The organism is Lelliottia sp. RD5, assembly GCF_056032945.1.
In genome coordinates this window covers 1-344 of sequence record NZ_JBVYHQ010000020.1, presented here as the reverse complement: position 1 = coordinate 344, position 344 = coordinate 1, and the positions used below count along the sequence as shown (strand labels likewise).

General features: G+C 52.3%; 2 tRNA genes. Both read left to right on the top strand.

What is annotated here, in order from left to right:
* Positions 1–22: 22 nt before the first annotated feature.
* Positions 23–99, top strand: a tRNA-Ile gene (locus tag AC0LWE_RS22320).
* Positions 100–207: 108 nt separating this feature from the next.
* Positions 208–283, top strand: a tRNA-Ala gene (locus AC0LWE_RS22315).
* The last annotated feature ends 61 nt before the right edge of the window (positions 284–344 follow it).

Genomic DNA, 344 nt, shown 5'->3' with positions numbered 1-344 from the left:
ATAAGCAGTAAAGAATCTCTGCAGGCTTGTAGCTCAGGTGGTTAGAGCGCACCCCTGATAAGGGTGAGGTCGGTGGTTCAAGTCCACTCAGGCCTACCAAATTCGCCTCCGGACTGCGTTATGGCAACGCTCGCATACAGCAGTATGCTTCGTGTTACCACGCCTTGCCCGGAAACGAATTAGGGTACAGAGATTCAGTATTACGATGGGGTTATAGCTCAGCTGGGAGAGCGCCTGCCTTGCACGCAGGAGGTCTGCGGTTCGATCCCGCATAGCTCCACCATCCTTTTACTGCTGAAAACAAGAAAACTTCAGAGTGTACCTGAAAAGGTGCGCTGCGAAGT